Here is a 14,572-nt window from a genome sequence, read left to right as displayed (position 1 = left end):
AGGAAAAATAGGGGCGAAAAAAGAGCCTAAGTTTGGTATAATATGTATTATGAAAAAAGATCAAGAACAGTCGAAGGAACGTGCACAGGCACGTTTGCAGGCTAAAATGGAGAAAAAGCGTGCCAGCAAAACGCAGGAAAGTCGTAAAAATTCTCCGAAAAAGCCTCAAAAACCTAAAAAAGTTCAAGCAGATGTAGAAGAAGGGAAAACAACACTTCAGACTATTTTTTCAGTCGTGCGTGGAGTAGTTGTCATTTTTGGTGTGCTTTTACTTTTAGTTGGTGTATTTGGAGCTGCAGCAGGCGTGGGGTATTTTGCTCGTCTTGTTGAAAATACGAAGGTCCCAGATAAGGAGCAACTTCTCGAACAGATCAATAATATCCATGGTGTCTCCGTCATGAAGTATAGCAATGGTGAAAATATCTCTGACATTTCCAGTGATTTAGTAAGGGTAAATGTGCCGAGCAACCAAATTTCCGAAAATGTGAAAAAAGCCTTGATTGCAACAGAAGATGAAACATTTATGGATAACAGAGGAGTTGTACCAAAAGCAGTAATTCGTGGTGTTCTGGGTGCCGTAGGTGGAGGGACAAGTTCTGGAGGATCAACAATTACGCAACAGCTGGTAAAACAGCAGTCTCTTGGAGACAGTGTCACTTTTCAACGTAAGGCAAGTGAGATTGTGTATGCGCTCCAACTCAACCAATATTTGAGTAAAGATGAGATTTTAACGGATTACCTTAATGTTTCACCTTTTGGACGTAATAACCAAGGGAAAAATATTGCAGGTGTTCAAGCCGCAGCGAAAGGTATTTTTGGCAAGTCTGCTAAAGATTTATCGGTGCCAGAAGCAGCATTCATCGCTGGGTTGCCACAAAGTCCTATTGTTTATTCTCCTTATAATGTGGACGGTTCGCTCAAATCAAAAGAACTACTCTCTTATGGCTTAGCACGTCAACAAAATGTCCTGTTTAACATGTATCGTGCAGGATATTTGACTCAAAAAGATTACGAAAAATATAGTGCTGTGGATATCTCGCAAGCATTTCTGCCTTCACAGCCACAAGATTCTGTAGCACATGGTTATCTTTATAATGTTGTGTACAGTGAAGCCCTTAATCACGTCTATGATTATCTGATTAAGAGGGACAAGGTTTCGGCAACAGAACAAGGAAATGATAGCACCAAGCAAAAATATCGTGAATTAGCCGCGCAAGCCTTACAAACTGGTGGATACACCATCACAACCACGATTAATCATAGTGTGTACGATGCTATGCAAAATGCAGTAGCGCAGTATGGCGGTATTTTACAAGATGGTACAGGTGAAGTGCAGACCGGGAATGTCCTCATGGACAATAAAACAGGGGCGGTACTTGGCTTTATTGGTGGCCTAGACTATGCAACCAATCAAAATAATCATGCTTTTGATACGAAGCGTAGTCCAGGTTCTTCGATTAAACCAATCTTAGCTTATGCACCAGCAATTGATTTGGGATTGATTGGGTCAGCAAGTATGCTGAGTAACTATCCAACAAGTTTCTCTGACGGTACTCCAATCTTGCACGTTGGCGAAACAGGAACCGGAATGGTAAGCCTTAATGAAGCTTTAGGCGTATCATGGAATATCCCTGCGCATTGGACCTATCAAGCCATTCTTGACTCTGGCAATAGCGTGGAACCTTACATGAAGAAAATGGGCTATTCTGTGCCAGATTACAGTGTCGAATCTCTTCCACTCGGTGGTGGTATTGAGCCAACCGTGGTGCAACATACCAATGGATATCAAGCCTTGGCTAATGGTGGTGTTTATGAGCCACATTATGTTGTCCAAAGTATCAAAGATGACTCGGGTAAAGATATCTACGAGCATAAGAGTCAAGCAGAAAGAGTCTTCTCACAAGCAACTTCAACCATTACTGAGGATCTTTTACGTAATGTTTTAACCTATGATGTGAGTCGCCGAACAACAAACTTTTTACAGGACTTACAGGCCATTAATCCAACGCTTGCAAGTAGCGTAGACTGGACAGGTAAGACAGGTACTTCCAATGATTATGTAGACGGGTGGCTCATGCTTTCAACGCCTAGAGTATCCCTTGGGGGGTGGATCGGTCATGATGATAACACGTCGATGGGCAGCAAGACCGCTGCGGTCAATAATGGTACATATATGGCAAACTTAGTCAATGCTATTGCAGCAGCTGATCCAAATGTCTTTGGTCCTGGTGAAAAATTCCCAGAACCAAGTAAAGATCCAGATGTGATTAAGAGCACTGTTCTTAAGTCTACTGGTCAAAAACCAGGTACTGTAACTGGCGGCAATCTTAAAAATGTTAAAGTTTCGGGCGAAACAACCACAAGTTATTGGGCTAAAAATGGAGCCCCTGTGACACAATTTAAGTTCGGAATTGGTGGTACAGAGGCGAATTATAATGACGCCTGGAATAGAATTTTAGGAACTAAAAAATAGTAAAAAGAGAGCGATATTTGCTCTCTTTTTTGGGTACTGGGGATAGCTTATGTGTTTGAGGTACTATGCTATAATAATGTTATGAAGAAGATTCTTTATAAAAGCTATATTGACACACCTATTGGTCAAATGTTGAGTATTAGTGATGCACAGTTTCTTTATCGCTTAGACTTTATAGAGACTGAGGCCTTCAAGAGGAAGCTTGAAAAGCTAGATGTTTCTTTATTAGAACATCCCACCGCGGTTTCATGTCAGGTTGAGGAAGAACTGCAAGAGTATTTTGATAAGAAAAGAAAAAGTTTTAAACTCCCTTTAGCTACACAAGGTACAGAATTTCAGCAAAAAGTATGGAGAGAGGTTGAAAAGATTCCGTTTGGGCAAACAAGAACTTATAAAGAAATTGCACAAGACCTTGTACAGCCGCAAGCCAGTATTGCGGTAGGCGCAGCAAATGCAGCCAACCGTTTTGCGATCGTGATTCCTTGCCATCGTTTGAAAAAAAGTTCGGGGCAATTAGCTGGGTATGCTTGGGGATTATGGCGTAAAGAATGGTTGTTGAACTTTGAGGAGGAAAATACATATGATGAATGAGAGTATCCCACTTTCTGTATCACGCAATGCTAAGGGGCAGATTATCCAGGTTTTTTTTGATGACCAACACGAAAAGATGACTTATGAAGCCCTTAATAAGAGCCAAAACTTTGTCTTGACCACAGGGACAGCATTTCAACAAGCTGTTTGGTTGGAACTTCCCAAAATTCCTGCGGGAACGACGATAAGCTATCAGGAAATGGCTGCGCGTGTGGGGAGCCCTAAAGCACAACAAGCTGTAGGTCAGGCTTTAGCACGTAATCCTTTGCCTGTCATTTTACCATGTCATCGCGTCACACGTAAAGATGGCAGTTTGGGCGGTTTTATGGGCCAGGAAGCAGCAGTAGATATTAAGCAAAAGATACTCAACTATGAAAAAAGCCTTGACCTATAGTCAAAGCTTTTTAGGTTTAAACAGCTTTTCTCATGCTTTTTGGCAGGTAACGCTGCGGTTTTTCTGATTTTTTATAATGAAGATAAGTCGGATAGGTGAGGCAGATGACTGAAAGTCCCCAAAGTAAGCCGCCCAAAGTATCTGAAGGATAATGAACTCCAAGAAGTACACGTGAAAACATCGTTAAAAAAGTTAATCCCATAGCGAAAAGACCGATCAGGGTCTTACTCCATACAGAAGTAAGAGAATGTAAAAGGATAAAGAAGAGACAGCCAAAGAGCACTACTGCAAAGGTTGTATGTCCACTGGCAAAGCTTTTTCCTGGTTCATCTGTAAAAGCAGCAATACGGTGAATATCAGGACGGTCACGGCCAATAACTAACTTAATTAGAGTATTTCCTCCCACAGCAATTGCGGCTACAAGAGCTAACCATATTGCTGAAACCTTGTCTTTGATAAAGATGATACCGGCAATAACAAGACCTATTACAGCGCCCATAGTGTCGCCAAGAAATTTAGCAATGATACTTGATATTTGAACAAGAAATTCATTATTTTGAAGGTGCCAAGCAACGGTTTGCAAATGTGAATCAATACTTGGAATGGGCGCGTGTGTATAAGAAAGTTTTACAATGGCAGTCAGAGTTATAAAACTCACCAGAGTAAGTAAACCAGTAGTATAGTAAAGTTTTTTATTCATAAATTTCCCTAAATTCGTATTTGGTGCTTTTTGATTTTACTTTTTCTTTCTGAAATAAAACTGAATAATTAATTTAAAGAAAATAAAAAAGAGGACATGTCCTCTTTTTATTAATAGTTTTTGATGTCCGCAATTTTTTCTTGATTAAGAGTTGTAACGATAGCCCGGATAAAGTTTTGCGCTTCTGTGAAATCATCCATGTTGAAGATGGTTTGATGGCTATGGATATAACGAGCACAAACACCAATAGTTGTTGAAGGCACGCCTTCGTTTTGCAAGTGAGCTGCACCAGCATCGGTGCCACCTTTTGAGATATAAGCTTGTGTCTTGATACCATTAACTTCTGCTGTATTAAGAAGGAAGTCCTTCATGCCAGGAAGCATGATATGACCTGGATCGTAATAACGAAGAAGTGAACCTTCGCCCAGACGGCCATTATCATTTCCAAAAGTATCGGTTGCAGGAGAGCAGTCAACAGCAAAGAAAACTTCAGGTTTAAATTGAGTTGTTGAAACATGGGCACCACGAAGGCCAACTTCTTCTTGGACGTTTGCACCGATAATCAAGGTTACTGGCAGTTCTTTATCTTTAAGATAGTCTAAAAGTTCTAAGACCATAAGACAACCGTAGCGATTATCCCAAGCCTTACTGATGACATTTTTACCATTGGCAGTTAAAATTGCTTCAGATTCAGGAACGATAACATCACCTTGGCGAATCCCAAATTCTAGGGCTTCTTCTTTACTCATGAAACCACCGTCAAAGATAATATCTTCCACTTGTGGCATAGCTGGTGCGCCAGCTGCTCCTCGTAAAAGGTGTGGTGGCAGGCCACCAGTCACAACAGGTATTTTTTTACCTTCACGTGTGAATAAAGTAAAGCGTTGTGCACTAACGACCAAGGGATTCCAACCACCAAGTGTAACCACACGTAATGTACCATCTGCTTTAATTGAAGATACCATGAAGCCGACTTCATCCATGTGGGCCGCAACCATGACACGAGGTGCATTTTCTGTTTTACTTTCTTTAGTGACAAAGATACCGCCCAGACCATCAGTTTCAGGTGTGTATCCAAGTTCCACCATACGTGCACGAAGATAGTCACGCATTGGCGCTTCATAGCCACTTGTTGCTTGAATTTCAGTTATTTCTTTAATTTTGTTAAATAGAGTCATATCGTCTCCTTTGATTTTTTGTACTCTCTTATTGTAGCATTTAAAAGCAGCATATAGTAGTATTGATATAGTAACATTTAATAAATATAATTTTTAAAGATAGATAAGTTTTAGGTTTTTTTAGAAAATGAGAACTTATCTTGAAGAGAACAGTAATTATAAGTACTAATATAGTAGAATTTATGTTAAAATTTTTTATATGAAAAAATATTTGAAAGTTGGTTTAGGGCTGCTGGCTGGTGTAGCTAGTGCGCGTGTGCTCTATCAGAGCTACAAACACGTTGAAGAAAATTTGCGGGCAGAGGTTATTCAAGCAGTACGTGAAGCTTTTGCTGACCGAGATATTCAAACAGTATGGATCTTTGAGGATGCTGATCGCGGAGCTATTTATAAAGGTGGCGTGATTTTTGGAGAAAACCACAACATCAATTTTGAAATTGATGGAGAAACCTTAGAAATTACAGAATTAGGAGAGGAGTATTTATGATTATTCCAAAAAATTATGAGGAACTGGCTGAAATTGTAAAATCAGAAGGTAAACATGTCCTGTTTTTCACTGCAGGTTGGTGCCCAGACTGTACTTTTATCAAGCCAAAAATGCCAGAATTAGAAGTTGAATTTTCAGATTTTGATTTTGTAGAAGTTGATCGTGATGAATTCATGGACTTAGCTATTGAATGGGGAATCATGGGAATTCCTAGCTTTGTAACACTTGAGAATGGTAAAGAAACAGGACGCTTAGTCAATAAACTGCGTAAAACTAAAGAAGAAGTTAGTGAATTTTTGAAGGGTGTAGATAAATAAAATGATTGCAACGTATAATAAAAATGTTGGTGATGTTCTCATGATAATTGTAGCAAATAATGAGGGTGCAGAAGTAACTTACGAACGTAAGGCAGATGTTGCGCGTATTTTCCGTGAAGATACAGGGCAAACAGTGGGCTGGAACATTTTTGATATCAAAAAAGACTGGTCAGATTTGACACAAGGACAAAATAATTTATCTGAGCGTCAAGTAGCGGAACTTAATGTAAAACTTAAAGCTGCTGGTTTTGACGAACAGCTTACATATGATGGTCAACCTAAATTTGTAGTTGCTGAGATTCTGACAATGGAAGATCACGCAGACAGCGATCATTTGCATGTGTGCCAAGTAGAAGTAGGGTTAGATGCGCCTGTTCAAATCGTTTGTGGTGCGCCTAATGCTGTTGTTGGCATGAAAACAGTAGCAGCATTGCCAGGTGCAATGATGCCTTCAGGAACTTTAATATGGCCAGGTGCATTGCGTGGAGTCCCTTCTTACGGTATGCTCTGTTCAGCACGTGAACTTGACTTGCCAAATGCACCGCAAGTCCGTGGAATTATTGAGTTGAATGCAAATTTAGAAGCTGGATTAGCTTTTGATGCAGCAAGTATGTGGCAAGATTAAATATAAAATAACAAAGATCTTAGTGAAAATTGAGGTCTTTTTTCGTACAAAAAATAAGGAGGTGCTAAAATGAATAAAATGTTACTTGTTGGTCGACTCGTTGCGGACCCAGAGCTCAATAAAACATCCAGTGGAAAAAGTCTCTTGAGGATAAATCTTGCTGTCAAAAGACGTTATAAAAATGCTTCCGGGGAAAAAGATACAGACTTTATCTCTTTGGTCTTTTGGGAGAAGCTAGCGGAACACTGTACATCGTATGCTAAAAAAGGAGCCTTACTTGCCGTGGAAGGGGAGATACGTACCAGAAGTTATGTAGATAAACATGAACAAAAACGTTATGTGACAGAGGTACTGGTGAAAAATTTTGATCTTTTAGAGAGTCGTGCAACCATTGCCATGCGACAAGATTCTATAGAAAACAATGACATTGACTTAAAAGAGGACGAATTACCATTTTAAATTGAAAAAAGCGTTTTCTTTTGATAGGATGAAAACAGAACATCGTGGAGGAGTAAAATGGCAAAGGCAAAAACAAAAGAAGAGCTAGTCTCATTTTCAGAAGAAAACTGGCGTAAGATGTTTCATTTAATCGACACATTGCCTTTAGAAGCACAAATGGCATCTTTTGCGTTTGGACAAGAGAAGGGGAAAGAGGCGCATTGGGGGCGAGATAAGAATATCCGTGATGTGTTTGCCCATCTTTATGAGTGGCAAGTACTTTTACAAAATTTTGTAAAAAGTAATGTTGCAGGAAACACACAAAGCTTTTTACCTGCGCCTTATACTTGGAAAAACTATGCGACAATGAATCAAGAAATCTGGAAGAAACATCAATCAACTTCTTATGAAGAAATTAGAGAAAAGCTTGAGGCAAGCCACGTAAGAACTATTCAGTTGTTGCAGCAATTTTCAGATAAAGAGCTTTATACGAAAGAATTTTACTCTTGGACTGGGACAACATCCTTGTCTCAGTATTTTCAGTCCTCTTTAGCTTCACATTACGACTGGGCCTTGAAGAAGCTTAGGTTACATAAGAGAACGATTTAAAAATAAAAAAATAAGTTTTTTTCTTGACTAATCTTGACCTTCGCGGTAAAATAAGATATATAAATTAGCACTCCTACTTAAAGAGTGCTAAAATAACATAAAATGGAGGAATAACATGTTGAAACCCTTAGCGGATCGCGTTGTATTGCGTATAAAAGAGGAAGAAGAAAAATCTTTAGGTGGGATCGTCTTGGCCTCAGCAGCACAAGAGAAACCACAAGTTGCAGAAGTTGTGGCAGTAGGCCCAGGTAAAACAACTCCTCACGGTACAGTTATTGCGCCAACAGTACAAGTTGGTGATGCAGTTCTCTTTGAAAAGTTTGCTGGTACAAATGTGAAATTTGAAGGCGAAGATTTCTTGATTATCAAAGAATCTGATATTCTTGCGATTGTTTAAGGAAAATAAAGATAGGAGATAATAAAAAATGGCAAAAGATATTAAATTTTCATCAGATGCTCGTTCAGCAATGGTTCGTGGTATTGATATTTTAGCAGATACAGTAAAGACAACACTTGGCCCTAAAGGTCGCAATGTTGTTCTGGAAAAATCTTACGGTAGCCCACTTATCACGAATGATGGTGTAACTATCGCAAAAGAAATTGAATTAGAAGATCACTTTGAAAACATGGGTGCAAAATTAGTCAGTGAAGTTGCTTCAAAAACTAATGATGTCGCGGGTGATGGAACTACAACAGCTACAGTTTTAACCCAAGCGATTGTTCGTGAAGGATTGAAGAACGTAACTGCCGGAGCTAATCCAGTAGGCATTCGCCGTGGTATTGAGTTGGCAACTGAAACTGCAGTTAAAGCGCTCAAGGAATTGTCTATTCCAGTATCTGGTAAAGAAGCGATTGCACAAGTTGCCTCTGTATCTTCTCGTTCAGAAAAGGTCGGAGAGTATATCTCAAATGCCATGGAAAAAGTTGGTAACGATGGTGTTATTACTATTGAAGAATCAAAAGGTATGCAAACTGAACTTGAAGTCGTAGAAGGTATGCAGTTTGACCGTGGCTACTTATCACAATATATGGTAACAGATAATGAAAAAATGGTTGCCAACCTTGATAACCCATACATCTTGATCACAGATAAGAAGATTTCAAATATCCAAGAAATTTTACCATTACTTGAACAAATCTTGAAAACAAATCGTCCATTGCTTATTGTGGCGGATGACGTTGATGGTGAAGCATTGCCTACCCTTGTGTTGAACAAAATCCGTGGTACTTTCAATGTCGTAGCTGTTAAGGCTCCAGGATTTGGCGATCGCCGTAAGGCACAACTTGAAGACTTAGCAATCCTCACAGGCGGAACAGTTATTACTGAAGAACTTGGTTTAGAGCTTAAAGATGCAAGCCTAGATGCGCTTGGTCAAGCCAATAAAGTAACTGTTGATAAAGAACATACAACAATCGTTGAAGGTGCTGGTTCAGCAGATGCCATTGCTACACGTGTAGCAACAATCAAAGCTCAAGTTGAACAAACCACTTCAGAATTTGATCGTGAAAAACTTCAAGAACGTTTAGCTAAACTTTCTGGTGGAGTCGCTGTAATTAAAGTCGGTGCCGCTACAGAAACTGAACTTAAAGCTCAAAAACTTTTGATTGAAGACGCACTTAATGCAACACGTGCCGCCGTTGAGGAAGGTATTGTTGCTGGTGGTGGTACAGCACTTGTTACAGTTATCTCTGCCCTTGACAGTCTTGAAGAAGAAGGCGATGTGCAAACAGGTATCACAATTGTACGACGTGCACTTGAAGAACCAGTACGCCAGATTGCTGCAAATGCAGGTTACGAAGGTTCAATCATTATTGATAAACTCAAATCAGCAGAAAAAGGTATTGGCTTCAATGCTGCAACTGGTGAGTGGGTTGAAATGATTGAAACAGGTATTGTAGATCCAGCTAAAGTAACACGTTCAGCTCTCCAAAATGCGGCCTCAGTAGCGGGACTCATCTTAACGACTGAAGCAGTAGTTGCTGATAAACCAGAACCAGCTGCACCAGCAGCTCCAGCAATGGATCCATCAATGATGGGTGGCATGATGTAATAATAAAAAAAGACACGAGTTTGTGTCTTTTTTTTGCTGTAAATACGGTCTAAATATCATAGAGTTTACTTGCATGCTCATGGCTAGTATCAATGATGTGGACGTCGCGTTTAGTATCAACGTCATGTTGAGCTAAGAATCCATCCATTGTCATATGTGCAAGTTCTTGAATATTGTTATTCAGACTAAGGTAACCGAGGAAGATGCGCTTTGTTTTATTTCCTAAAACATTAAAAGCAGCTTCGGCACCATCTTCGTTAGATAAATGACCTTGATCACTAAGAATACGTTGTTTTGTTTTCCAAGGGTACCCCCCCATGCGGAGAATCTCAATATCATGATTGCTTTCCATAAGATAGCCGTCAGCATTTTCGATTGTGCCGCGCATGCGATCACTTACATACCCTGTATCGGTAAGTAATACGAAGGATTTATTATCCTTCATAAAGCGATAAAATTGGGGCGCGATAGCATCATGGCTCACACCAAAACTTTCGACATCGATATCGCCAAAAGTCTTGGTTTTACCCATCTCAAAGATATGCTTTTGGTCATTCGCAATTTTTCCTAGTGAGTTTTTGCTATCTAGTTCTTGCCATGTTAATTCATTGGCGTAAAGTTGAATGCCATGTTTACGGGCAAGAACACCTATTCCTTTGATATGGTCGCTGTGTTCATGTGTGATTAAAAGTGCATCGATATCTTTAATATCCCGGTCAATCTCTGCTAATAGACTCTCGATTTTCTTTCCAGAGAGCCCAGCATCCACAAGAATTTTCTTTTCTGGCGTTTCTAAGTAAAAAGAATTTCCGGTACTTCCTGATGCTAAAATTGAATATTTAAATGCTGATTCAGTGCTCATTCAGCAAAATCCTCCCAGTCGTTATTTTCTTGATTAATTTCATCACTGTAAGGGAAAGACAGGGTAAAAGTTGAACCAGTTTTACCATCAGAAGTGACTTGTATGTCGCCTTTGTGGAGTTTCATAATATCATAAGCAATAGATAAACCTAAGCCCGTACCACCGATTTGACTATTTCTAGAGGCATTATCAACACGATAAAAACGATCGAAAACTTTGGCTAAAGCAGGTTTTGGAATACCCATGCCTTGATCCGCAATAGAAGTAAATACTTTGTTGTTTTCACACCAAACGCTTACGGTGATTATGCCTCCTTTTGGGGAATACTTAAAAGCATTATTGATGATGTTGTCAATGACTTGTGAAAGCTTATCAGTATCTATTTCAAGCCAAATTTCTTGTGGAGGCATTTGTCGAATAATTTTAAAGTTAGTGTAATTTTTTTCGATAATTTGATCAAAACGATCAAGGACATAGTTTATAAAGTCAACGTAGTTAATAATTTCAGTATGAAGCTTAACTTTATCTTGGTCCATACGAGAGAGTTCCAAAAGTTCCCCAATCATCCGAATCATTCGATCTGTTTCGTTAAGTGAAACATCTACAAAATTACTGGCAATTTCGGGATCAGCGAGTGCCCCATCATTTAGAGCTTCTAAATAGGCCTTGACAGAAGTTAGTGGTGTGCGTAACTCATGCGAGACATTGGAAACAAAAAGGCGGCGATCTCTTTCTGTTTTTTCTTGTTCTGTTGTATCATGTAGAACAGCAATAATCCCAGAAATATAACCTGACTCGCTACGGAAGAGCATAAAGTTTACGCGGAGGGTAACAGCTGCACCTTCACAATTGACAGTATTAATTGTTAATTCAGGCTCTTTTTGCAGTAACTCATGAAAAGAATATTTATCGGAGATTTTTAAAATATCAACTAAGTCTTCACCAATAATTACCTCACTTGATTGATCAAGAAGGGCCAGGGCAGCGTGATTAGCGAGATTAATTTTCCCGTGTCGGTCTGTAGTGATCACACCATCTGCAAGATAGGTTAAAATACTCTCCAGTTGGTTACGCTGATTTTCTAAATGTTCTTGTCGATCCTCAATTTCTTGCCCCAGTAATAACAATTTATTATAAGCCACAGAGAGTTCATTAGTTTCCTTAGAAACTTGGCGGTTTTCATAATTATCATGCAAAAAATTATCTACCTGATGAGATATCTTATCTGCGGATTGAGCCAAACGACTGAGATACCAGATAAGAAGACTTAAAGTGACCAGATAAAAAATGAAAAACTGCAAGAGTGCAGTAGTATGAGTTAAAAAATACGTACTATTTGCTAACTCAAAAATGCCAAAAAGAAGTAGATGAATCACTACTCCTTTAAGTACTATTGAATTAAAAAAATTATTCATGAGGTTCGCTCATATAATATCCAACGCCACGACGTGTAGATACGTATTGAGGGCGGCTTGGAGTATCTTCAACTTTTTCGCGAAGACGTCGAACAGTTACGTCAACAGTACGAACATCACCAAAGTAATCGTAGCCCCAAACTGTTTCAAGTAATGTTTCGCGTGTGATAACTTCACCGAGATGTTGTGCAAGATAGTAGAGTAATTCAAATTCGCGATGTGTTAAGTCAAGTTGTGTTTCATTTTTGTATGCAGCATAATGTGTTGGGTTGATACGTAAATTACCAATCACCAATTCTTTTTTAGAATCTTTTGGTTGTTCAACAGGAACATTTGTCATGCGGCGTAGGTTTGATTTAATACGAGCAAGTAGTTCACGGTTTGAAAATGGTTTTGTGATGTAATCATCTGCACCAAGTTCGAGGCCGATAACTTTATCAAACTCTGTGTCTTTGGCAGAAACCATCAAAATAGGGACTTCGGAAGTTTTACGGATTTGACGTGTAACTTCAAGACCATCAATTTTTGGTAACATCAAATCAAGATAGATAAGATCGGGTTTTTCTGATTCAAAGAGTTCAAGAGCTTCTTCACCATCAAAAGCAGTGACTACTTCATACCCTTCTTTGACGAGATTAAATTTTACAATATCTGAAATTGGTTTTTCGTCGTCAACAACAAGAATTTTTTTCATGATAATCCTTTCGCTTAGATGTATATAATATTAATTGCTTTTCTCATTATACAATTATTACAGTAGTATAGCAAGGTAAAGCCTTCCATAATATAGAATTTTTACAAAAGTGAAATCATTTGTAAAATAAGAAACTTATATAGTAAACAATATTTATAAAAGAACATTTTTCCCATATTTTTTCTTTTTATTTTTGCTATAATATAAGATATGAATGGAATATTAATTAGTTTGGAAGGGCCAGATGGGGCCGGTAAAACAACCGTTTTACAAAATATTCTTCCCGAACTAGAAAAATCGTCTTATAAAGTCCTTCCGACACGTGAACCTGGAGGTGTACGTGTGGCAGAAGAGATTCGAAATATAATTTTAAGTACAGAAAATACAGAAATTGACAGTAAGACAGAGCTGATGCTGTTTGCTGCGGCACGCCGCCTACACATGCAAACAAAAATGCTTCCAGCACTGGCTGCAGGCAAAATGGTAATTGTTGATCGTTTTATTGATTCATCGGTTGCTTATCAAGGTTACGGACGTGAACTTGGTGTTGAACCTGTAAACTGGCTTAATGAATTTGCAACAGATGGTCTTAAACCGGATTTGACATTATATTTCGATATTGATACAGATGTTGCACTTGAACGAATTATGAAAAATAGAGCAGATGAAGTCAATAGACTTGATCTCGAACGTGCTGAGATGCATCGTAAAGTCAGACAAGGTTACTTAGAAATTGTTAAGAATGAGCCTGAGCGCTTTGTCACGATTGATGCCAGTCAAGAACTTGACAAAGTTGTTGCAGAAACGTTAACAGTCATCAAAAAGAAATTTTGTTTGTAATAAAATTTCAAACTTAAGGAGTTTTCATGAAAATTGCAGATATTCAACCAGCACTTTTTGAACGCTTTAAGCATATTTTACGTGTGAATAAACTGAGCCATGCTTATCTCTTTAGTGGGGGATTTGGTAGTTTGGATATGGCTATTTGGCTAAGTCAGGCTATTTTTTGTGAAAATTTACAGGACAATTTACCTTGTGAGAACTGTCGTCACTGTCGTTTAGTTGCTAGGGATGAATTTAGCGATTTACACATTATTCGTCCGGAAGGTCAAACTATAAAAACAGGACAAATTCGGGATTTGTCGGAAGTTTTTAGTCAGTCTGGATTTGAAGGCGCTCAGAAGGTGGTCATTATCACGGAAGCTGAAAAAATGCACAGCAATGCGGCAAATGCTCTACTTAAATCCATTGAAGAACCTGATAATGCAACACATGTTTTTTTACTCACAGAAAATGAAAGTTTAATGTTGCCCACAATCAAATCACGGACACAAGTTTTTAGTTTTCCGAAAAATAGCGCCTATATGCAAGAAATATTGGAAAAAAATGGCATTTTAAAAACACAAGCAGAATTACTGAGTCGGGTTTGCAGCTCGGCAGAAGAAGCCCAAGAGTTAGGTGGGTCAACTTGGTTTAATGACACATTAAAGAAACTGCAACAATTACTGAAATTAGTTAAGACGGATCGACGAGAAGCTTTTCTTTATCTGACAAGTGTGAGTGAAAATATTGAGGATAAGGAGAAACAAAGTTTGGTCTTTTCCCTGCTCTTGGAACTTTTTAATCAAGAAAAGATGCCGGATTGGGTTCAAAAAACCTTTTGGGCAGAAAAAATGTGGAAAAGTAATGTGCGCTTTGGATCTTGTTTGGAATATATAGTGCTGAAATAGGAAGAAGA

17 protein-coding genes are annotated in these 14,572 nt (G+C 38.7%); 12 read left to right on the top strand and 5 right to left on the bottom strand.

Annotated elements, in window-relative coordinates; genetic code table 11:
* Window positions 1-49: 49 nt before the first annotated feature.
* The 3 genes from VNN39_RS02195 to VNN39_RS02185 all read left to right on the top strand — a co-directional run bounded on the left by VNN39_RS02195 (window position 50) and on the right by VNN39_RS02185 (window position 3,458).
* A complete protein-coding gene (locus VNN39_RS02195) occupies window positions 50-2,473 on the top strand; it encodes a transglycosylase domain-containing protein (RefSeq protein WP_339007191.1) in 2,424 nt (807 codons plus the stop codon).
* Window positions 2,474-2,554: 81 nt separating this feature from the next.
* A complete protein-coding gene (locus tag VNN39_RS02190) occupies window positions 2,555-3,064 on the top strand; it encodes a methylated-DNA--[protein]-cysteine S-methyltransferase (protein WP_165714286.1) in 510 nt (169 codons plus the stop codon).
* Window positions 3,054-3,458 (top strand): methylated-DNA--[protein]-cysteine S-methyltransferase, encoded by a 405-nt coding sequence (locus VNN39_RS02185; protein WP_096368722.1) that lies wholly within the window; start codon window positions 3,054-3,056, stop codon window positions 3,456-3,458. Before VNN39_RS02190 ends, VNN39_RS02185 begins: the two co-directional genes overlap by 11 nt.
* A gap of 16 nt (window positions 3,459-3,474) precedes the next feature.
* On the opposite strand, the gene VNN39_RS02180 is transcribed toward VNN39_RS02185, so the two are convergent.
* On the bottom strand, window positions 3,475-4,158 hold the full coding sequence (locus VNN39_RS02180; protein ID WP_165711836.1) for a phosphatase PAP2 family protein: 684 nt from the start codon (window positions 4,156-4,158) through the stop codon (window positions 3,475-3,477).
* Window positions 4,159-4,268: 110 nt separating this feature from the next.
* Window positions 4,269-5,336, bottom strand: a complete 1,068-nt coding sequence (pepA, locus tag VNN39_RS02175; protein ID WP_165711837.1) for a glutamyl aminopeptidase — start codon at window positions 5,334-5,336, stop codon at window positions 4,269-4,271.
* Between the two features lie 199 nt (window positions 5,337-5,535).
* On the opposite strand from pepA, the gene VNN39_RS02170 reads away from it, so the two are divergent.
* The 7 genes from VNN39_RS02170 to groL all read left to right on the top strand — a co-directional run bounded on the left by VNN39_RS02170 (window position 5,536) and on the right by groL (window position 9,863).
* Window positions 5,536-5,823 carry a hypothetical protein gene (locus tag VNN39_RS02170; protein ID WP_165711838.1) on the top strand — a complete coding sequence of 96 codons (288 nt, stop codon included), beginning with the start codon at window positions 5,536-5,538 and terminating at the stop codon, window positions 5,821-5,823.
* Window positions 5,820-6,140 carry a thioredoxin family protein gene (locus VNN39_RS02165; RefSeq protein WP_017369452.1) on the top strand — a complete coding sequence of 107 codons (321 nt, stop codon included), beginning with the start codon at window positions 5,820-5,822 and terminating at the stop codon, window positions 6,138-6,140. The genes VNN39_RS02170 and VNN39_RS02165 overlap by 4 nt, the downstream gene beginning before the upstream one ends.
* Window position 6,141: 1 nt before the next feature.
* Window positions 6,142-6,765 (top strand): YtpR family tRNA-binding protein, encoded by a 624-nt coding sequence (gene ytpR, locus VNN39_RS02160; protein ID WP_165714288.1) that lies wholly within the window; start codon window positions 6,142-6,144, stop codon window positions 6,763-6,765.
* Window positions 6,766-6,834: 69 nt separating this feature from the next.
* Window positions 6,835-7,224 carry a single-stranded DNA-binding protein gene (locus VNN39_RS02155; RefSeq protein ID WP_165711840.1) on the top strand — a complete coding sequence of 130 codons (390 nt, stop codon included), beginning with the start codon at window positions 6,835-6,837 and terminating at the stop codon, window positions 7,222-7,224.
* A 57-nt stretch (window positions 7,225-7,281) separates the two neighbouring features.
* Entirely contained in the window at window positions 7,282-7,812 is a 531-nt protein-coding gene (locus tag VNN39_RS02150) for a ClbS/DfsB family four-helix bundle protein (RefSeq protein ID WP_165711841.1), read from the top strand.
* Between the two features lie 115 nt (window positions 7,813-7,927).
* Window positions 7,928-8,209 carry a co-chaperone GroES gene (gene groES / locus VNN39_RS02145; protein WP_003133888.1) on the top strand — a complete coding sequence of 94 codons (282 nt, stop codon included), beginning with the start codon at window positions 7,928-7,930 and terminating at the stop codon, window positions 8,207-8,209.
* A gap of 28 nt (window positions 8,210-8,237) precedes the next feature.
* Entirely contained in the window at window positions 8,238-9,863 is a 1,626-nt protein-coding gene (gene groL, locus VNN39_RS02140; RefSeq protein WP_003133890.1) for a chaperonin GroEL, read from the top strand.
* Between the two features lie 49 nt (window positions 9,864-9,912).
* On the opposite strand, the gene VNN39_RS02135 is transcribed toward groL, so the two are convergent.
* From VNN39_RS02135 to yycF, 3 genes are read right to left on the bottom strand one after another with little or no spacing between them, the layout of a single operon-like run.
* Window positions 9,913-10,725 (bottom strand): MBL fold metallo-hydrolase, encoded by an 813-nt coding sequence (locus VNN39_RS02135; protein WP_338997785.1) that lies wholly within the window; start codon window positions 10,723-10,725, stop codon window positions 9,913-9,915.
* Window positions 10,722-12,140, bottom strand: coding sequence for an ATP-binding protein (locus VNN39_RS02130; protein WP_213495700.1), 1,419 nt, complete (start codon window positions 12,138-12,140; stop codon window positions 10,722-10,724). The genes VNN39_RS02135 and VNN39_RS02130 overlap by 4 nt, the downstream gene beginning before the upstream one ends.
* Window positions 12,133-12,834, bottom strand: a complete 702-nt coding sequence (gene yycF / locus VNN39_RS02125) for a response regulator YycF (protein WP_003133894.1) — start codon at window positions 12,832-12,834, stop codon at window positions 12,133-12,135. The genes VNN39_RS02130 and yycF overlap by 8 nt, the downstream gene beginning before the upstream one ends.
* A 210-nt stretch (window positions 12,835-13,044) precedes the next feature.
* Between yycF and tmk the strand changes: the two genes are divergently transcribed.
* Window positions 13,045-13,674: a dTMP kinase gene (tmk, locus tag VNN39_RS02120; RefSeq protein ID WP_017369445.1), complete on the top strand. Its 630-nt coding sequence runs from the start codon at window positions 13,045-13,047 to the stop codon at window positions 13,672-13,674.
* A 26-nt stretch (window positions 13,675-13,700) separates the two neighbouring features.
* Window positions 13,701-14,564 (top strand): DNA polymerase III subunit delta', encoded by an 864-nt coding sequence (locus tag VNN39_RS02115; RefSeq protein ID WP_270264533.1) that lies wholly within the window; start codon window positions 13,701-13,703, stop codon window positions 14,562-14,564.
* Window positions 14,565-14,572 lie beyond the last annotated feature (8 nt).

Origin of the sequence: Lactococcus formosensis, from assembly GCF_037892375.1 — a bacterium.
Taxonomy (GTDB): domain Bacteria; phylum Bacillota; class Bacilli; order Lactobacillales; family Streptococcaceae; genus Lactococcus; species Lactococcus formosensis.
This window is presented reverse-complemented; position numbering and strand designations above follow the sequence as displayed.

Excerpts from the sequence above, each read along its gene's own strand:
- groL (WP_003133890.1), top strand. The coding sequence starts at position 8,238 with ATGGCAAAAGATATTAAATTTTCATCAGATGCTCGTTCAGCAATGGTT.
- VNN39_RS02185 (WP_096368722.1), top strand. The coding sequence starts at position 3,054 with ATGATGAATGAGAGTATCCCACTTTCTGTATCACGCAATGCTAAGGGG.
- VNN39_RS02170 (WP_165711838.1), top strand. The coding sequence starts at position 5,536 with ATGAAAAAATATTTGAAAGTTGGTTTAGGGCTGCTGGCTGGTGTAGCT.
- VNN39_RS02165 (WP_017369452.1), top strand. The coding sequence starts at position 5,820 with ATGATTATTCCAAAAAATTATGAGGAACTGGCTGAAATTGTAAAATCA.
- VNN39_RS02150 (WP_165711841.1), top strand. The coding sequence starts at position 7,282 with ATGGCAAAGGCAAAAACAAAAGAAGAGCTAGTCTCATTTTCAGAAGAA.
- VNN39_RS02130 (WP_213495700.1), bottom strand. The coding sequence starts at position 12,140 with ATGAATAATTTTTTTAATTCAATAGTACTTAAAGGAGTAGTGATTCAT.
- VNN39_RS02195 (WP_339007191.1), top strand. The coding sequence starts at position 50 with ATGAAAAAAGATCAAGAACAGTCGAAGGAACGTGCACAGGCACGTTTG.
- VNN39_RS02135 (WP_338997785.1), bottom strand. The coding sequence starts at position 10,725 with ATGAGCACTGAATCAGCATTTAAATATTCAATTTTAGCATCAGGAAGT.
- VNN39_RS02155 (WP_165711840.1), top strand. The coding sequence starts at position 6,835 with ATGAATAAAATGTTACTTGTTGGTCGACTCGTTGCGGACCCAGAGCTC.
- VNN39_RS02190 (WP_165714286.1), top strand. The coding sequence starts at position 2,555 with ATGAAGAAGATTCTTTATAAAAGCTATATTGACACACCTATTGGTCAA.
- groES (WP_003133888.1), top strand. The coding sequence starts at position 7,928 with ATGTTGAAACCCTTAGCGGATCGCGTTGTATTGCGTATAAAAGAGGAA.
- pepA (WP_165711837.1), bottom strand. The coding sequence starts at position 5,336 with ATGACTCTATTTAACAAAATTAAAGAAATAACTGAAATTCAAGCAACA.
- tmk (WP_017369445.1), top strand. The coding sequence starts at position 13,045 with ATGAATGGAATATTAATTAGTTTGGAAGGGCCAGATGGGGCCGGTAAA.
- yycF (WP_003133894.1), bottom strand. The coding sequence starts at position 12,834 with ATGAAAAAAATTCTTGTTGTTGACGACGAAAAACCAATTTCAGATATT.
- VNN39_RS02180 (WP_165711836.1), bottom strand. The coding sequence starts at position 4,158 with ATGAATAAAAAACTTTACTATACTACTGGTTTACTTACTCTGGTGAGT.
- VNN39_RS02115 (WP_270264533.1), top strand. The coding sequence starts at position 13,701 with ATGAAAATTGCAGATATTCAACCAGCACTTTTTGAACGCTTTAAGCAT.
- ytpR (WP_165714288.1), top strand. The coding sequence starts at position 6,142 with ATGATTGCAACGTATAATAAAAATGTTGGTGATGTTCTCATGATAATT.